Below are 15136 nucleotides of genomic sequence, written 5' to 3'. Positions count from 1 at the left end.
TTTGGCGGGAATTCGTTCCTGCCATTTTGCTTTTCTTGCAAGACAATAGCGTCGCAAGACAACAGTGGAGCTAGTAGATGGCAACTATCAACCAGCTGGTACGTCAGCCGCGTAAGCGTATCGTCGAGAAATCCGACGTGCCTGCGCTGCAGAACTGCCCGCAACGTCGTGGCGTATGCACTCGTGTGTATACCACCACGCCGAAAAAACCTAACTCGGCACTGCGTAAAGTATGCCGTGTGCGTCTGACCAATGGTTTCGAGGTTTCCTCGTACATCGGCGGTGAAGGCCACAACCTGCAAGAGCACAGCGTGGTACTGATCCGCGGCGGTCGTGTAAAAGACTTGCCAGGTGTTCGTTACCACACCGTACGCGGCTCCTTGGATACTTCCGGCGTTAAAGGTCGTAACCAGGGTCGTTCGAAGTACGGTACTAAAAAGCCTAAGTAGTAGCGGCTTTTTGTAAACCTGAATCATCTTATTTTCTGAGTCGATAAGAGTAAGGTCGGAGGCGTCCCGAAAGGGCACCGATTCCGAGCGAACCTGAAGACCGTTTGAGGGCTTATCCATGCCAAGAAGACGCGTAGCAGCCAAGCGCGAAGTGCTTGACGATCCAAAATACGGAAGCCAAATCCTGGCCAAGTTCATGAACCACGTGATGGAAAGCGGCAAGAAAGCCGTTGCCGAGCGTATCGTTTATGGCGCGCTGGAAAAGGTTAAAGAACGCAAGAACAGCGACCCCCTGGAAATCTTCGAGAAAGCTCTCGACGCCATCGCTCCGCTGGTCGAAGTGAAGTCGCGCCGTGTAGGCGGTGCTACTTACCAGGTTCCGGTTGAAGTTCGCCCGTCCCGTCGTAACGCTCTGGCAATGCGCTGGTTGGTAGACTTCGCCCGTAAGCGCGGCGAGAAGTCTATGGCTCTGCGTTTGGCCGGCGAATTGTTGGACGCTGCTGAAGGTAAAGGTGCTGCTGTTAAGAAGCGTGAAGACGTGCACCGTATGGCTGAAGCTAACAAAGCTTTCTCGCACTACCGCTTCTAATTTTAGCTTCACTAATTTTGCGAGGGCTTTATGGCTCGTACTACTCCGATTAGCCGCTACCGTAACATCGGTATCGTTGCTCACGTGGATGCTGGTAAAACCACCACCACCGAGCGCGTACTGTTTTACACCGGCAAAAGTCACAAGATGGGCGAGGTGCATGATGGCGCCGCGACCACAGACTGGATGGTTCAGGAGCAGGAGCGTGGTATTACCATTACTTCTGCTGCTATTACCGCCTTCTGGAAAGGTTCCGAGAAGCAGTACAAGGATGAGCACCGCTTCAACGTAATCGATACCCCGGGCCACGTAGACTTCACTATTGAAGTTGAGCGTTCCCTGCGCGTACTCGACGGCGCTGTCGTTGTGTTCTGCGGTACCTCGGGTGTTGAGCCGCAGTCGGAAACCGTATGGCGTCAAGCCAACAAATACGGCGTTCCACGCCTTGTTTACGTAAACAAGATGGACCGTGCCGGTGCGAACTTCCTGCGCGTGATCGGTCAGATCAAGCAGCGCTTGGGTCACACTCCGGTGCCAATCCAGTTGGCTATCGGTTCCGAAGATAACTTCCAGGGGCAGATCGATCTGCTGACCATGGAAGCTGTCTACTGGAACGATGCCGACAAGGGTATGGTCCCTGTTCGCAAGCCTATCCCTGCCGAGCTGCAGGAACTGGCTGACGAATGGCGCAACAACATGGTTGAGGCTGCGGCCGAAGCCAATGAAGAGCTGATGAACAAGTACCTCGAAGGTGAAGAGCTCACCAACGTGGAAATCAAGGCCGCTCTGCGTCAGCGTACTATCGCTGGTGAAATCGTCCTGGCTGTTTGCGGCTCCTCGTTCAAGAACAAGGGTGTTCCCCTGGTTCTCGATGCTGTGATCGACTACCTGCCTGCACCAATCGATATTCCTGCCATCAAGGGTACTGACCCGGATGACGAGACCATCGAGCTGGAGCGTCATGCAGACGACGCAGAACCGTTCTCCGCTCTGGCATTTAAAATTGCCACTGACCCATTCGTGGGTACCTTGACCTTCGTCCGCGTTTACTCGGGCGTGTTGAACTCCGGCGACGGCGTGATCAACTCGGTTAAAGGCAAGAAAGAGCGCGTGGGTCGTATGGTGCAAATGCACGCAAACGCCCGCGAAGAGATCAAGGAAGTACGCGCTGGTGACATCGCGGCCTTGATCGGCATGAAGGACGTCACCACTGGTGAAACCTTGTGCAACGCTGACAAGCCAATCATCCTGGTTCGCATGGACTTCCCGGAGCCGGTTATTTCGGTTGCCGTAGAGCCTAAGACCAAGGATGACCAGGAAAAAATGGGTATCGCTCTGGGTAAGCTTGCTCAGGAAGATCCATCTTTCCGCGTCAAGACTGATGAAGAGACTGGTCAAACGATCATCTCGGGCATGGGCGAGCTTCACCTGGACATCCTGGTTGACCGGATGCGCCGTGAGTTCAACGTCGAAGCCAACATCGGTAAGCCTCAGGTTTCCTATCGTGAGCGCATCACGAAGAACTGTGAAATCGAAGGCAAGTTCGTTCGTCAGTCCGGCGGTCGTGGTCAGTTCGGTCACTGCTGGATCCGTTTTGCCCCTGCTGACGAAGGTCAGGAAGGTCTGCAATTCGTGAACGAAGTAGTAGGTGGTGTTGTTCCTAAGGAATACATCCCTGCTATCCAGAAGGGTATCGAAGAGCAGATGAAGAACGGTGTTGTTGCCGGCTATCCGCTGATCGGCCTGAAAGCAACCGTTTTTGACGGTTCTTACCACGACGTCGACTCCAACGAGATGGCGTTTAAGGTGGCTGCCTCCATGGCAACCAAGCAACTGGCCCAGAAGGGCGGTGGTGAGTTGCTTGAGCCAATCATGGCGGTAGAAGTTGTTACACCTGAAGACTATATGGGTGATGTCATGGGCGACCTTAACCGTCGTCGCGGCATGATCTTGGGTATGGAAGACACGGTTTCCGGCAAAGTGATTCGCGCTGAGGTTCCGTTGGGTGAGATGTTCGGTTATGCGACCGACGTTCGCTCCATGTCCCAGGGTCGCGCAAGCTACTCTATGGAATTCAAAAAATACAACACAGCTCCGGCGCACATCGCTGAAACTGTATCCAAAAAACAAGGCTGATTCAGTCCTTTAGGCAAGGAGTTAATTGTCGTGGCTAAAGAAAAATTTGATCGTTCCCTACCGCACGTCAACGTTGGCACCATCGGTCACGTTGACCACGGTAAAACCACTCTGACTGCTGCTCTGACTCGCGTTTGCTCCGAAGTATTCGGTTCTGCAATCGTTGATTTCGATAAAATCGACAGCGCACCAGAAGAAAAAGCTCGTGGTATCACCATCAACACCGCGCACGTTGAATACAACTCGCTGATCCGTCACTACGCTCACGTTGACTGCCCAGGTCACGCTGACTATGTGAAGAACATGATCACCGGTGCTGCCCAGATGGACGGCGCAATCCTGGTTTGTTCGGCCGCTGATGGTCCGATGCCACAAACCCGTGAGCACATCCTGCTGTCCCGTCAGGTTGGCGTTCCGTACATCGTGGTTTACCTGAACAAGGCTGATCTGGTAGACGACGCTGAGCTGCTGGAACTGGTTGAGATGGAAGTGCGCGATCTGCTGAGCACTTACGACTTCCCAGGTGACGACACTCCGATCATCATCGGTTCTGCTCGTATGGCTCTGGAAGGCAAAGACGATAACGAAATGGGCACCACGTCCGTTCGTAAACTGGTTGAGACTCTGGACAGCTACATCCCAGATCCAGTCCGTGTTATCGACAAGCCGTTCCTGATGCCAATCGAAGACGTATTCTCGATCTCCGGTCGCGGTACTGTTGTAACTGGTCGTATCGAGCGCGGTATCGTCAAGGTTCAAGATCCACTGGAAATCGTTGGTCTGCGTGACACCACCGTCACCACCTGCACCGGTGTTGAAATGTTCCGTAAACTGCTCGACGAAGGTCGTGCTGGCGAGAACTGCGGCGTTCTGCTGCGTGGTACCAAGCGTGACGACGTTGAGCGTGGCCAGGTTCTGGTTAAGCCGGGTTCGGTTAAGCCGCACACCAAGTTCGAAGCTGAAGTGTACGTGCTGAGCAAAGAAGAAGGCGGCCGTCACACTCCGTTCTTCAAAGGCTACCGTCCACAGTTCTACTTCCGTACTACCGACGTAACTGGTAACTGCGAACTGCCGGAAGGCGTAGAAATGGTAATGCCAGGCGACAACATCAAAATGGTTGTCACCCTGATCAAAACCATCGCTATGGAAGACGGTCTGCGTTTCGCAATCCGTGAAGGCGGCCGTACCGTTGGTGCTGGCGTTGTAGCTAAAATCATCGAGTAATTATCTCTTCTGAGATGGCTCGATGTTTTGAAAAGGCCCCCGCTCAGCGGGGGCCTTTTTTATTGGGTTGACACCTATCAGGGCCGTCTATAGAATTGCGCCTCCTTTTAACGGGCGTATTGCGCTCGCTGGGAATAGCAGCCGGAGTCTGAAATCCAATGCAAAATCAGCAAATCCGTATCAGGTTGAAGGCTTTTGACCATCGCCTGATCGACCAATCCACCCAGGAAATCGTGGAAACCGCGAAACGTACTGGTGCTCAAGTGCGTGGTCCAATTCCACTGCCTACCCGTAAAGAGCGGTTTACCGTTCTGGTCTCCCCGCACGTCAACAAAGACGCGCGTGACCAGTACGAGATCCGTACTCATAAGCGCGTACTGGACATTGTCCAGCCAACGGATAAAACCGTTGATGCACTTATGAAGCTCGATCTGGCGGCCGGTGTGGAAGTACAGATCAGCCTCGGCTAAGACTTGGGTCTTAGTCGTGTAACGCTCTGAAATGGGCGGCCATAGCGGGTGAAAGCCCCGTACACTCATGAGGTTTACAACATGACTATTGGTGTAGTCGGTCGTAAATGCGGTATGACCCGTATTTTCACCGAAGAAGGTGTCTCCATTCCGGTCACGGTCATTGAGATCGAACCGAATCGCGTCACCCAGTTCAAAACTGAAGAAACCGATGGCTATCGTGCAGTGCAAGTCACTGTCGGCGAGCGTCGTGCTTCGCGCGTGACTGCTGCTCAAGCAGGTCACTTCGCTAAAGCAAACGTTGCAGCTGGTCGCACCGTCATGGAGTTCCGTCTTGAAGACGGCGACTACAAGGCTGGCGATCTGATCAACGCTGAAATCTTCGCCGCTGGTCAACTGGTTGATGTAACCGGTCAGTCCAAGGGTAAAGGCTTCCAGGGTACGATCAAGCGTTGGAATTTCCGTGGTCAAGACAACACTCACGGTAACTCCGTTTCCCACCGCGTCCCGGGCTCTATTGGCCAGTGCCAGACTCCTGGTCGTGTATTCAAGGGCAAGAAAATGTCCGGTCATATGGGCGCTGAGCGCGTGACCGTGCAGTCCCTCGAAGTAGTGCGCGTCGACGCTGAACGCAATCTGTTGTTGGTCAAGGGTGCTGTTCCTGGCGCTACTGGCGGCAACCTGGTTGTACGTCCAGCGGCCAAGGCTCGCGGTTAAGGGGAAGCTGACATGCAATTAAATGTAAATGACGCTCAAGCGATTGAAGTTTCCGAACTGACATTTGGCGGCGAATTCAACGAGACGCTGGTTCACCAAGCAGTCGTGGCCTACATGGCCGGCGGCCGTCAAGGTAGCAAGCAGCAAAAGACCCGTTCCGACGTTCGTGGTGGCGGTAAGCGCCCTTGGCGTCAGAAAGGTACTGGCCGTGCTCGTGCCGGTACTATCCGTAGCCCAATCTGGCGCGGCGGCGGTACCACTTTCGCAGCTCGTCCTCAGGATCACTCTCAGAAGCTCAACAAGAAGATGTATCGCGCAGCACTGCGCTCCATCCTTGCTGAACTCGTGCGTACTGATCGCCTGGTCGTGGTTCAAGACTTCGCTGTTGAAAGTCCAAAAACCAAAGATCTGCTGGGCAAACTGAACAACATGAGCCTGACCGACGTTTTGATCGTGTCTGAAGCTGTTGATCAGAACCTGTACCTGGCTGCTCGCAACCTGCCACACGTCGATGTACGTGACGTGCAAGGTTCCGATCCAGTTAGTCTGATCGCATACGACAAGGTGTTGATCACCGTGTCGGCCGTGAAGAAATTCGAGGAGCTGCTGGGATGAACCAGGAACGCGTATTTAAAGTTCTGCTTGGCCCGCACGTTTCCGAAAAGGCTACGGTTCTGGCTGACAAGAAAGGCCAGTTCGTTTTCAAGGTTGCAACTGACGCAACCAAGCTGGAAATCAAGAAGGCCGTCGAAAGCCTGTTCAGCGTGAAAGTAGAGCGTGTTACTACCCTGAATGTTCTGGGTAAGAGCAAGCGCACTGCTCGCGGTCTGGGCAAGCGTAATGACTGGAAGAAGGCAGTTATCTCCCTTCAGCCAGGCCAAGATCTCGATTTCAGCAGCAGTGCTGAGTAAGGAAGGGGTGCATCATGGCAATCGTTAAATGCAAACCGACTTCCCCTGGCCGCCGTTTTGTGGTCAAGGTGGTCAACCAGGAGCTGCATAAAGGCGCTCCTCACGCACCGCTGCTCGAGAAGAAATCGAAGACTGGTGGTCGTAACAACAATGGTCGTATTACCACTCGTCACATCGGTGGTGGCCATAAGCAGCATTATCGTCTGGTCGACTTCCGTCGCAACGACAAAGATGGCATCGCTGCCACTGTCGAGCGTATCGAATACGATCCAAACCGTACTGCTCACATCGCTCTGCTGCTGTACGCAGATGGCGAGCGTCGCTACATCATCGCCCCTAAAGGCGTTAGTGCTGGTGACCAGCTGATCGCAGGTGCCCTGGCACCGATCAAGCCGGGCAACGCTCTGCAGCTGCGTAACATTCCAGTTGGTAGCACCGTACACGGCATCGAATTGAAGCCAGGTAAAGGCGCGCAAATCGCTCGTTCCGCTGGTGCTTCGGCTCAGCTGATCGCTCGTGAAGGTGTCTACGTGACCCTGCGTCTGCGTTCTGGTGAGATGCGTAAAGTGCTGGCTGAATGCCGTGCGACCCTGGGTGAAGTCTCGAACTCCGAGCACAGCCTGCGTTCGTTGGGTAAAGCTGGTGCCAAACGCTGGCGTGGCGTTCGCCCAACCGTTCGTGGTGTTGCCATGAACCCGGTTGACCACCCACACGGTGGTGGTGAAGGTCGTACCTCTGGTGGTCGTCATCCGGTATCGCCATGGGGCTTCCCGACTAAGGGCGCGAAGACTCGTGGTAATAAGCGTACCGACAAAATGATCGTCCGTCGTCGCAAGTAAATAGAGGGATACGACAGTGCCACGTTCTCTGAAAAAAGGTCCTTTTATTGATCTTCACCTACTGAAGAAGATCGAAGTGGCGGCGGAAAAGAACGATCGCAAACCAGTTAAAACCTGGTCGCGTCGTTCGATGATCCTGCCACAAATGGTCGGTCTGACCATCGCAGTACACAACGGTCGCCAACACGTCCCAGTTCTCGTTAACGAAGACATGGTCGGCCACAAACTAGGCGAGTTTGCCGGTACCCGCACTTATCGTGGGCACGTGGCAGACAAGAAAGCCAAGCGTTAAGGGGTAAGGAAATGGAAGTAGCCGCTAAGTTGTCGGGCGCTCGAATCTCCGCCCAGAAAGCCCGCTTGGTCGCCGACCAGATCCGCGGGAAGAAGGTGGGCGAAGCGCTCAACCTGTTGGCTTTCAGCAGTAAGAAAGCCGCCGAGATCATGAAGAAAGTGCTGGAGTCGGCCGTAGCCAACGCCGAGCATAACGAAGGCGCAGACGTTGATGACCTGAAGGTCAGCACCGTTTTCGTCAACGAAGGGCGTTCGCTGAAGCGCATCATGCCGCGTGCCAAAGGCCGTGCTGATCGCATCGTCAAGCGGTCTTGCCATATCACTGTCAAGGTTGCTGACAAGTAACGGAGTCGAAGAGATGGGTCAGAAAGTACATCCCATTGGCATTCGCCTGGGAATCGTCAAGGAGCACACCTCCGTCTGGTACGCAGACGGTCGGACTTATGCGGACTATTTGTTCGCTGATCTGAAGGTGCGTGAGTATCTCCAAGACAAACTAAAAAGCGCGTCCGTAAGCCGTATCGATATCCATCGTCCGGCGCAAACTGCACGTATCACCATCCACACCGCTCGTCCAGGTATTGTTATCGGGAAGAAAGGTGAAGATGTTGAGAAACTGCGTCAGGACCTGACCAAGCAAATGGGTGTGCCTGTGCACATCAATATCGAAGAGATCCGTAAGCCGGAGCTCGACGGTATGCTGGTTGCGCAGAGCGTAGCTCAGCAGCTGGAACGCCGCGTAATGTTCCGTCGCGCTATGAAGCGTGCCGTACAGAACGCCATGCGTATTGGTGCCAAAGGCATCAAAATCCAAGTGAGCGGTCGTCTCGGCGGTGCTGAAATCGCACGTACTGAATGGTATCGCGAAGGTCGTGTGCCACTGCACACCCTGCGTGCCGACATCGACTATGCCAACTACGAAGCTCACACCACTTACGGTGTGATCGGTGTAAAGGTTTGGATCTTCAAAGGCGAAGTAATTGGTGGTCGCCAAGAAGAACTGAAACCACAAGCACCAGCGCCTCGTAAAAAAGCTGCTAAGTAAGGGGTACGCCAAATGTTGCAACCTAAGCGTACGAAGTTCCGCAAGCAGATGACAGGCCACAACCGTGGTCTGGCTCAGCGCGGTAGCAAAGTCAGCTTCGGCGAGTTCGCGCTGAAGTCTGTAGCTCGTGGTCGTCTCACCGCTCGTCAGATCGAGTCAGCGCGTCGTGCCCTGACCCGTCACGTAAAACGTGGCGGCAAGATCTGGATCCGTGTATTCCCGGACAAGCCGATCTCCAAAAAACCTCTCGAGGTTCGGATGGGTAAAGGTAAGGGTAACGTGGAATACTGGGTAGCCCAGATTCAGCCAGGCAAAGTCCTGTATGAAATCGAGGGCGTTTCTGAAGAGCTGGCGCGTGAGGCTTTCGCCCTGGCTGCTGCAAAGCTGCCGCTCGCCACCTCCTTTGTTAAACGGACGGTGATGTGATGAAAGCGAATGAACTTCGTGAAAAATCCGCACAGCAGCTGAACGAGCAACTGCTCGGCCTGCTGCGCGACCAGTTCAATCTGCGTATGCAGAAAGCAACTGGCCAGTTGGGGCAGTCTCATCTGCTCTCGCAAGTTAAGCGTGACATCGCTCGCGTGAAGACTGTGCTCAACCAGCAGGCAGGTAAGTGATCATGGCTGAAGCCGAAAAGACTGTCCGTACGCTGACTGGCCGTGTTGTCAGCGACAAGATGGACAAAACCATCACCGTTTTGATCGAGCGCCGCGTTAAGCACCCGATCTACGGTAAATATGTTAAGCGTTCGACTAAGCTGCACGCGCACGACGAAACCAACCAGTGCCACATCGGCGACAAAGTCACTATTCGTGAAACTCGTCCGCTGGCCAAGACCAAGTCTTGGGCGCTGGTTGATATTCTCGAACGCGCTGTGGAAGTCTAAGGACTAGGGGTCGGAGAAATTATATGATTCAGACTCAATCCATGCTCGATGTGGCCGATAACAGCGGCGCTCGCCGTGTTATGTGCATCAAGGTGCTGGGTGGCTCCCATCGTCGTTACGCTGGTATCGGTGACATCATCAAAGTTACCGTGAAGGAAGCAATTCCTCGCGGTAAGGTGAAAAAAGGCCAAGTGATGACTGCTGTCGTAGTCCGCACTCGTCACGGCGTACGTCGTGCAGATGGCTCCATTATCCGCTTTGATGGCAACGCTGCTGTTCTTCTGAACAACAAGCAAGAGCCTATCGGCACCCGTATCTTTGGGCCAGTGACCCGTGAACTTCGTACTGAGAAGTTCATGAAGATCGTCTCGCTCGCCCCAGAAGTGCTGTAAGGAGATCCGACATGCAAAAGATTCGTCGTGACGACGAGATCATCGTGATCGCCGGCAAAGACAAAGGTAAGCGCGGTAAGGTGCTTAAGGTTCTCGCCAATAACCGTCTGGTTATCGGTGGTCTGAACCTGGTCAAGCGTCATACCAAGCCTAACCCGATGTCGGGCGTGCAGGGCGGTATCGTCGAGAAAGAAGCTCCGCTGGACGCTTCTAACGTCGCCATCTTCAACGGCGAAACCAACAAGGCTGACCGCGTTGGTTTCAAAGTAGAAGACGGTAAGAAAATTCGTGTCTTCAAGTCGACCCAAAAAGCGGTTGATGCTTGAACACTGCTAGGTAGATTAGACCATGGCACGACTACAAGAGATTTACCGGAAGGAAATCGCCCCCAAGCTTAAGGAAGAACTTAAGCTCGGGAACGTGATGGAAGTTCCGCGCGTCACCAAAATCACCCTGAACATGGGTTTGGGCGAAGCGATCGGCGACAAAAAAGTCATCGAGCACGCTGTTGCTGACCTGGAAAAGATCACCGGTCAAAAAGTCGTTGTGACTTACGCTCGGAAATCCATCGCTGGCTTTAAAGTCCGTGAAGGTTGGCCGATCGGCGTCAAAGTGACTCTGCGCCGTGAGCGTATGTACGAATTCCTGGATCGTCTGCTGTCGATCTCCCTGCCTCGGGTTCGCGACTTCCGCGGCCTGAATGCCAAGTCCTTCGATGGTCGTGGTAACTACAGCATGGGCGTGAAAGAGCAGATCATCTTCCCGGAAATCGACTACGACAAGATCGATGCTCTCCGCGGTCTGGACATCACCCTGACCACCACTGCCAAGAACGATGATGAAGGTCGCGCCCTGTTGCGTGCTTTCAAATTCCCGTTCCGCAACTGATTGGAGTAGGACCATGGCCAAGATGAGCATGAAAAACCGCGAGCTGAAGCGTCAGCTCACGGTTGCCAAGTACGCCAAGAAGCGTGCAGCACTGAAAGCTATCATCGTTGATCTGAACGCAAGTCCAGAAGCGCGTTGGGAAGCTACAGTTGCTCTGCAGAAGCAGCCACGTGACGCAAGCGCCTCGCGCATGCGTAACCGCTGCCGCCTGACCGGTCGTCCACACGGCGTTTACCGCAAGTTCGGCCTCGGCCGTAACAAACTGCGTGAAGCGGCAATGCGTGGTGACGTACCAGGTCTGGTTAAAGCCAGCTGGTAAGTACGTTCGAAGTCCAGGCGGTTCGGATCGCAAGATACTGACCGCCGGTGACCTTGAATCTGGAACAAGCCCCTTTTGGGGCTTGTTTCATTTCCGGAGTGTGTCTAGAATACCCGGCTCGCCTGAGCCCGTGTTTTCTATGCTCGGAGATTCTCGGCGACATATGTAGCCGCAAGGCTAATTTTTTTGTATTAGGAGCGTCTAGCCCATGAGTATGCAGGACCCGTTAGCGGACATGCTAACTCGTATCCGTAATGCCCAGATGGCTGAAAAGTCCGTCGTAAGCATGCCATCTTCCAAGTTGAAGGTAGCTGTTGCCAAAGTCCTGAAAGACGAAGGCTACATTGCGGGTTATCAGATCAGCAGCGAAATCAAACCTCTGCTGTCCATCGAGCTGAAGTACTTCGAAGGCCGTTCGGTCATCGAGGAAGTGAAGCGCGTTAGCCGTCCAGGCCTGCGTCAGTACAAGTCCGCTGAAGATCTGCCGAAAGTTCGTGGCGGTCTGGGCGTGTCTATCGTCTCCACCAACAAAGGTGTGATGACGGATCGTGCTGCGCGCGCTGCCGGTGTCGGCGGCGAAGTTCTTTGCACTGTGTTCTAAGGGGGGATAAGCATGTCACGCGTCGCTAAGAACCCCGTTAAGCTGCCAGCCGGTGTCGAAGTCAAATTCGCAGGCCAACAGCTTTCGGTGAAGGGTGCCAAGGGCACTCTTGAACTGAACATCCATTCGTCCGTTGAGATCGTTGAAGAAGCTGGTGAGCTGCGTTTCGCTGCTCGCAATGGCGATCAACAAACTCGCGCAATGGCCGGTACCACGCGTGCGTTGGTAAACAACATGGTCCAAGGCGTAAGCCAAGGCTTCGAGCGTAAGCTCCAGCTGGTCGGTGTTGGTTACAAAGCGCAAGCAAAAGGCACGGTTCTGAACCTTGCCCTTGGCTTCTCGCACCCTGTGGATTACGAACTGCCAGCGGGCATCACTGCTGAGACCCCTAGCCAGACCGATATCCTGATCAAGGGCATCGACAAGCAGCTGGTAGGTCAAGTGGCCGCTGAGATCCGCGACTTCCGTCCACCAGAGCCGTACAAAGGCAAAGGTGTGCGCTACGCGGACGAAGTCGTCCGTCGTAAAGAAGCCAAGAAGAAGTAGGGCATAGCAAATGACCGACAAAAAAGTTACTCGACTGCGTCGCGCTCGCAAAGCACGCCTGAAAATGCACGAACTCGAAGTCGTGCGTCTCTGCGTGTTCCGCTCGTCGCAGCACATCTACGCCCAGGTCATCTCGGCCGACGGCAACAAAGTCCTGGCAAGCGCCTCGACTTTGGATAAAGAACTGCGTGATGGTGCCACTGGCAACATCGACGCGGCCACAAAGGTTGGCCAGCTGGTCGCTACGCGTGCTAAGGCCGCTGGCGTCTCGCAAGTGGCTTTCGACCGCTCTGGCTTCAAGTACCACGGTCGCGTGAAAGCGCTGGCTGATGCTGCTCGTGAAGCTGGGCTGGAGTTCTAAGTTATGTCAAATAACGACCAAAAGCGCGACGAAGGCTACATTGAGAAGCTGGTTCAAGTTAACCGCGTAGCCAAAACCGTTAAAGGCGGCCGTATCTTCACTTTCACCGCGTTGACCGTGGTGGGTGATGGTAAAGGGCGTGTTGGCTTCGGCCGTGGCAAGTCACGTGAAGTGCCTGCTGCGATCCAAAAGGCAATGGAAGCTGCTCGTCGCAACATGATCCAAGTTGATCTGAACGGCACCACTCTGCAGTACGCAATGAAGTCCGCCCATGGCGCTTCGAAGGTGTACATGCAGCCTGCTTCTGAAGGTACCGGTATCATCGCTGGCGGCGCTATGCGTGCTGTCCTCGAAGTTGCTGGCGTTCAGAACGTTCTGGCCAAGTGCTACGGCTCGACTAACCCGGTAAACGTGGTTCACGCCACTTTCAAGGGTCTGAAGGCTATGCAATCTCCTGAGTCCATCGCTGCCAAGCGTGGTCTGACTGTCAAGGAGATCTTCTGATCATGGCTACCGTTAAAGTAACGCTGATCAAAAGCATGACCGGCCGCATCCCTAACCACAAACTGTGCGTTAAAGGTTTGGGTCTGCGTCGCATCGGTCACACTGTAGAAGTCCAGGATACTCCCGAGAATCGCGGGATGATCAACAAGGCTTACTACATGCTGCGTGTAGAGGGTTAATCGATGAAACTCAATGATCTGAGTCCAGCGCCGGGTTCCCGTCGCGAAAAGCATCGTCCGGGCCGTGGTATCGGTAGCGGTTTGGGTAAGACTGGTGGCCGTGGCCACAAAGGTCAAACCTCCCGCTCCGGTGGCACCATCGCTCCAGGCTTTGAAGGCGGTCAACAGCCGCTGCATCGTCGCCTGCCTAAGTTCGGTTTCGTATCCCTGAAAGCCATGGACCGCGCAGAAGTGCGTCTGTCCGAGCTGGCCAAAGTGGAAGGCGACATCGTTACTGTGCAGACCCTGAAAGATGCCAACGTGATCAACGTCAACGTACAGCGTGTGAAAATCATGCTGTCCGGTGAAGTGACTCGCGCTGTCACTATCGGCAAGGGAATCGGCGCCACCAAAGGTGCGCGTTCGGCTATCGAAGCAGCTGGCGGCAAGTTCGAGGAATAAATGGCTAAGCAAGGTGCTCTCTCAGCGCTCGGCAAAGGCGGTATGTCTGAACTTTGGGCTCGTCTGCGTTTTCTGTTCCTGGCGATTATCGTCTACCGAATAGGCGCACACATCCCGGTTCCAGGTATCAACCCGGACCGACTCGCAGACCTGTTTCGACAGAATGAGGGGACCATTCTTAGCTTGTTCAACATGTTTTCCGGTGGCGCGCTGGAGCGGATGAGCATCTTTGCACTGGGGATCATGCCGTACATCTCGGCATCGATCATCATGCAACTGATGACAGCCGTCAGCCCGCAACTGGAGCAGTTGAAGAAGGAAGGTGAAGCTGGCCGTCGCAAGATTAGCCAGTACACCCGCTACGGCACTGTCGTCCTCGCCTTGGTTCAAGCTATCGGCATGTCCGTTGGCCTGGCCGGGCAGGGCGTTGCGTTCACTGGTGACTTTGGCTTCCATTTCGTCGCAGTATCCACTTTTGTGGCTGGTGCGATGTTCATGATGTGGCTGGGTGAGCAGATTACTGAGCGTGGTGTTGGCAACGGTATCTCGATGTTGATTTTCGCAGGTATCGTCGCCGGTCTTCCGAGAGCAATCGGGCAGTCTTTCGAGTCTGCGCGTCAGGGTGATATCAATATCTTCGCCTTGGTTGCCATCGGTTTGCTGGCAGTAGCGATTATCGGTTTTGTGGTGTTCATTGAGCGTGGCCAGCGTCGTATTGCTGTTCACTACGCCAAGCGTCAGCAGGGCCGTAAGGTCTTTGCTGCGCAGACCAGCCACTTGCCGCTGAAAGTGAATATGGCCGGCGTTATTCCGGCAATTTTCGCGAGCAGCATCTTGCTGTTTCCGGCTTCGTTGGGTACCTGGTTTGGTCAGTCCGAAAATATGGGCTGGCTGCAGGACCTCTCTCAGTCGATCGCTCCTGGTCAGCCGTTGAATATTCTGCTGTTTAGTGCAGGGATTATTTTCTTCTGCTTCTTCTATACGGCGTTGATGTTCAATCCGAAAGACGTAGCGGAAAACCTGAAGAAGTCCGGTGCCTTTATTCCGGGCATCCGTCCAGGTGAGCAGTCGGCACGCTACATTGATGGCGTTCTGACTCGTTTGACCCTGTTCGGTGCTCTATATATGACGGCCGTGTGCTTGTTGCCCCAGTTCCTGGTGGTTGCAGCAAACGTTCCGTTCTACCTTGGCGGGACCTCGTTGCTGATCGTGGTCGTGGTTGTGATGGACTTCATGTCCCAAGTACAATCGCACCTCGTTTCGCACCAGTACGAATCCCTGATGAAGAAAGCCAACCTGAAGGGTTACGGCAGCGGCATGTTGCGCTGAGTACCCATAAGGTTCGAGG

Annotated in this window: 26 protein-coding genes; all 26 read left to right on the top strand. The window is 54.3% G+C overall.

The window, feature by feature from the left end:
- Nucleotides 1-77: 77 nt before the first annotated feature.
- The 26 genes from rpsL (at nucleotide 78) to secY (ending at nucleotide 15117) form a co-directional block, all read left to right on the top strand.
- Nucleotides 78-449, top strand: coding sequence for a 30S ribosomal protein S12 (gene rpsL, locus BLU48_RS25230; RefSeq protein WP_002555494.1), 372 nt, complete (start codon nucleotides 78-80; stop codon nucleotides 447-449).
- Nucleotides 450-567: 118 nt separating this feature from the next.
- A complete protein-coding gene (gene rpsG / locus BLU48_RS25225; protein ID WP_002555493.1) occupies nucleotides 568-1038 on the top strand; it encodes a 30S ribosomal protein S7 in 471 nt (156 codons plus the stop codon).
- A gap of 30 nt (nucleotides 1039-1068) precedes the next feature.
- Entirely contained in the window at nucleotides 1069-3174 is a 2106-nt protein-coding gene (fusA, locus tag BLU48_RS25220; RefSeq protein WP_043050068.1) for an elongation factor G, read from the top strand.
- 30 nt (nucleotides 3175-3204) lie between these two features.
- Nucleotides 3205-4398 (top strand): elongation factor Tu, encoded by a 1194-nt coding sequence (tuf, locus tag BLU48_RS25215; protein ID WP_003176426.1) that lies wholly within the window; start codon nucleotides 3205-3207, stop codon nucleotides 4396-4398.
- Between the two features lie 158 nt (nucleotides 4399-4556).
- Nucleotides 4557-4868 (top strand): 30S ribosomal protein S10, encoded by a 312-nt coding sequence (gene rpsJ, locus BLU48_RS25210; RefSeq protein WP_003186070.1) that lies wholly within the window; start codon nucleotides 4557-4559, stop codon nucleotides 4866-4868.
- An 81-nt stretch (nucleotides 4869-4949) separates the two neighbouring features.
- The gene (rplC, locus tag BLU48_RS25205; RefSeq protein ID WP_003176425.1) at nucleotides 4950-5585 is read left to right on the top strand and encodes a 50S ribosomal protein L3; all 636 of its coding nucleotides are present in this window, start codon (nucleotides 4950-4952) and stop codon (nucleotides 5583-5585) included.
- Nucleotides 5586-5597: 12 nt separating this feature from the next.
- Complete coding sequence (gene rplD / locus BLU48_RS25200) at nucleotides 5598-6200, top strand: 50S ribosomal protein L4 (protein ID WP_003176424.1); 603 nt, start codon at nucleotides 5598-5600, stop codon at nucleotides 6198-6200.
- A complete protein-coding gene (gene rplW / locus BLU48_RS25195) occupies nucleotides 6197-6496 on the top strand; it encodes a 50S ribosomal protein L23 (protein WP_002555488.1) in 300 nt (99 codons plus the stop codon). The genes rplD and rplW overlap by 4 nt, the downstream gene beginning before the upstream one ends.
- A 14-nt stretch (nucleotides 6497-6510) precedes the next feature.
- Nucleotides 6511-7335, top strand: a complete 825-nt coding sequence (gene rplB, locus BLU48_RS25190) for a 50S ribosomal protein L2 (protein ID WP_003210080.1) — start codon at nucleotides 6511-6513, stop codon at nucleotides 7333-7335.
- 16 nt (nucleotides 7336-7351) lie between these two features.
- Nucleotides 7352-7627 (top strand): 30S ribosomal protein S19, encoded by a 276-nt coding sequence (gene rpsS / locus BLU48_RS25185; protein WP_002555486.1) that lies wholly within the window; start codon nucleotides 7352-7354, stop codon nucleotides 7625-7627.
- A gap of 11 nt (nucleotides 7628-7638) precedes the next feature.
- The gene (rplV, locus tag BLU48_RS25180) at nucleotides 7639-7971 is read left to right on the top strand and encodes a 50S ribosomal protein L22 (protein WP_003103908.1); all 333 of its coding nucleotides are present in this window, start codon (nucleotides 7639-7641) and stop codon (nucleotides 7969-7971) included.
- 13 nt (nucleotides 7972-7984) lie between these two features.
- Nucleotides 7985-8671 carry a 30S ribosomal protein S3 gene (gene rpsC / locus BLU48_RS25175; RefSeq protein WP_003176422.1) on the top strand — a complete coding sequence of 229 codons (687 nt, stop codon included), beginning with the start codon at nucleotides 7985-7987 and terminating at the stop codon, nucleotides 8669-8671.
- A 12-nt stretch (nucleotides 8672-8683) separates the two neighbouring features.
- Nucleotides 8684-9097 carry a 50S ribosomal protein L16 gene (gene rplP, locus BLU48_RS25170; RefSeq protein WP_003176421.1) on the top strand — a complete coding sequence of 138 codons (414 nt, stop codon included), beginning with the start codon at nucleotides 8684-8686 and terminating at the stop codon, nucleotides 9095-9097.
- Nucleotides 9097-9288 (top strand): 50S ribosomal protein L29, encoded by a 192-nt coding sequence (gene rpmC / locus BLU48_RS25165; RefSeq protein ID WP_002555481.1) that lies wholly within the window; start codon nucleotides 9097-9099, stop codon nucleotides 9286-9288. The genes rplP and rpmC overlap by 1 nt, the downstream gene beginning before the upstream one ends.
- Before the next feature lie 2 nt (nucleotides 9289-9290).
- On the top strand, nucleotides 9291-9557 hold the full coding sequence (gene rpsQ / locus BLU48_RS25160; RefSeq protein WP_003444370.1) for a 30S ribosomal protein S17: 267 nt from the start codon (nucleotides 9291-9293) through the stop codon (nucleotides 9555-9557).
- A 23-nt stretch (nucleotides 9558-9580) separates the two neighbouring features.
- The gene (gene rplN, locus BLU48_RS25155) at nucleotides 9581-9949 is read left to right on the top strand and encodes a 50S ribosomal protein L14 (RefSeq protein WP_002555479.1); all 369 of its coding nucleotides are present in this window, start codon (nucleotides 9581-9583) and stop codon (nucleotides 9947-9949) included.
- Nucleotides 9950-9960: 11 nt separating this feature from the next.
- Nucleotides 9961-10275: a 50S ribosomal protein L24 gene (rplX, locus tag BLU48_RS25150; protein WP_003176416.1), complete on the top strand. Its 315-nt coding sequence runs from the start codon at nucleotides 9961-9963 to the stop codon at nucleotides 10273-10275.
- 22 nt (nucleotides 10276-10297) lie between these two features.
- Nucleotides 10298-10837, top strand: coding sequence for a 50S ribosomal protein L5 (gene rplE, locus BLU48_RS25145; RefSeq protein ID WP_003194642.1), 540 nt, complete (start codon nucleotides 10298-10300; stop codon nucleotides 10835-10837).
- Nucleotides 10838-10850: 13 nt separating this feature from the next.
- Nucleotides 10851-11156, top strand: coding sequence for a 30S ribosomal protein S14 (gene rpsN, locus BLU48_RS25140; protein WP_003176414.1), 306 nt, complete (start codon nucleotides 10851-10853; stop codon nucleotides 11154-11156).
- A 208-nt stretch (nucleotides 11157-11364) separates the two neighbouring features.
- A complete protein-coding gene (gene rpsH, locus BLU48_RS25135) occupies nucleotides 11365-11757 on the top strand; it encodes a 30S ribosomal protein S8 (RefSeq protein WP_003176413.1) in 393 nt (130 codons plus the stop codon).
- Nucleotides 11758-11769: 12 nt separating this feature from the next.
- A complete protein-coding gene (gene rplF, locus BLU48_RS25130; protein WP_003194640.1) occupies nucleotides 11770-12303 on the top strand; it encodes a 50S ribosomal protein L6 in 534 nt (177 codons plus the stop codon).
- 10 nt (nucleotides 12304-12313) lie between these two features.
- The gene (gene rplR / locus BLU48_RS25125) at nucleotides 12314-12664 is read left to right on the top strand and encodes a 50S ribosomal protein L18 (protein WP_003186037.1); all 351 of its coding nucleotides are present in this window, start codon (nucleotides 12314-12316) and stop codon (nucleotides 12662-12664) included.
- Nucleotides 12665-12667: 3 nt separating this feature from the next.
- Nucleotides 12668-13168 (top strand): 30S ribosomal protein S5, encoded by a 501-nt coding sequence (rpsE, locus tag BLU48_RS25120; RefSeq protein WP_003176409.1) that lies wholly within the window; start codon nucleotides 12668-12670, stop codon nucleotides 13166-13168.
- Between the two features lie 2 nt (nucleotides 13169-13170).
- On the top strand, nucleotides 13171-13347 hold the full coding sequence (gene rpmD / locus BLU48_RS25115) for a 50S ribosomal protein L30 (RefSeq protein ID WP_003176408.1): 177 nt from the start codon (nucleotides 13171-13173) through the stop codon (nucleotides 13345-13347).
- A gap of 3 nt (nucleotides 13348-13350) precedes the next feature.
- On the top strand, nucleotides 13351-13788 hold the full coding sequence (gene rplO, locus BLU48_RS25110; RefSeq protein ID WP_003176407.1) for a 50S ribosomal protein L15: 438 nt from the start codon (nucleotides 13351-13353) through the stop codon (nucleotides 13786-13788).
- Nucleotides 13789-15117 carry a preprotein translocase subunit SecY gene (secY, locus tag BLU48_RS25105; RefSeq protein WP_003194637.1) on the top strand — a complete coding sequence of 443 codons (1329 nt, stop codon included), beginning with the start codon at nucleotides 13789-13791 and terminating at the stop codon, nucleotides 15115-15117. It abuts the gene before it with no gap.
- Nucleotides 15118-15136: the final 19 nt, after the last annotated feature.

Origin of the sequence: Pseudomonas synxantha (genome assembly GCF_900105675.1) — a bacterium.
Classification (GTDB): domain Bacteria; phylum Pseudomonadota; class Gammaproteobacteria; order Pseudomonadales; family Pseudomonadaceae; genus Aquipseudomonas; species Aquipseudomonas synxantha.
The sequence above is the reverse complement of the archived record's forward strand: the minus strand, read 5'-3'. Positions and strand labels throughout refer to the sequence as shown.